Genomic DNA, 483 nt, shown 5'->3' on the forward strand with positions numbered 1-483 from the left:
AGTGACGTCATTCTGCTACGCTCCTGGTCAAATCAAACCCTTGATGGTGACATCAGCACCTGCGTCAGCGTGGCGGAAGACTCTCAGGCCTGGCCGCTGGTGACGAGCACAAACGATAATTGCCTTGGGAGCGACTGCCCGCTGTACAAAGAGTGCTTTGTCGTGAAAGCGCGCAAGAAGGCGATGGATGCGGATGTCGTCGTGGTAAACCACCATCTGTTTCTCGCTGATATGGTGGTGAAAGAGAGTGGGTTTGGCGAGCTGATCCCGGAAGCTGAAGTGATGATCTTCGATGAAGCGCATCAGTTACCGGATATCGCCAGCCAGTACTTTGGTCAATCGCTCTCCAGTCGCCAACTGCTGGATCTGGCGAAAGACATCACCATTGCCTATCGCACCGAGCTGAAAGACACTCAACAGCTTCAAAAATGCGCCGACCGGCTGGCGCAAAGCGCGCAGGACTTCCGCCTGCAGCTGGGCGAG

The 483-nt window shown here is 55.5% G+C and carries 1 pseudogene; it reads left to right on the forward strand.

The window, feature by feature from the left end:
• Positions 1–483, forward strand: a pseudogene (locus FDW87_RS22995) (ATP-dependent helicase); the annotation flags it as partial.

The sequence above is a fragment of the Citrobacter sp. wls826 genome (assembly GCF_005281245.1).
Lineage (GTDB): Bacteria > Pseudomonadota > Gammaproteobacteria > Enterobacterales > Enterobacteriaceae > Citrobacter > Citrobacter braakii.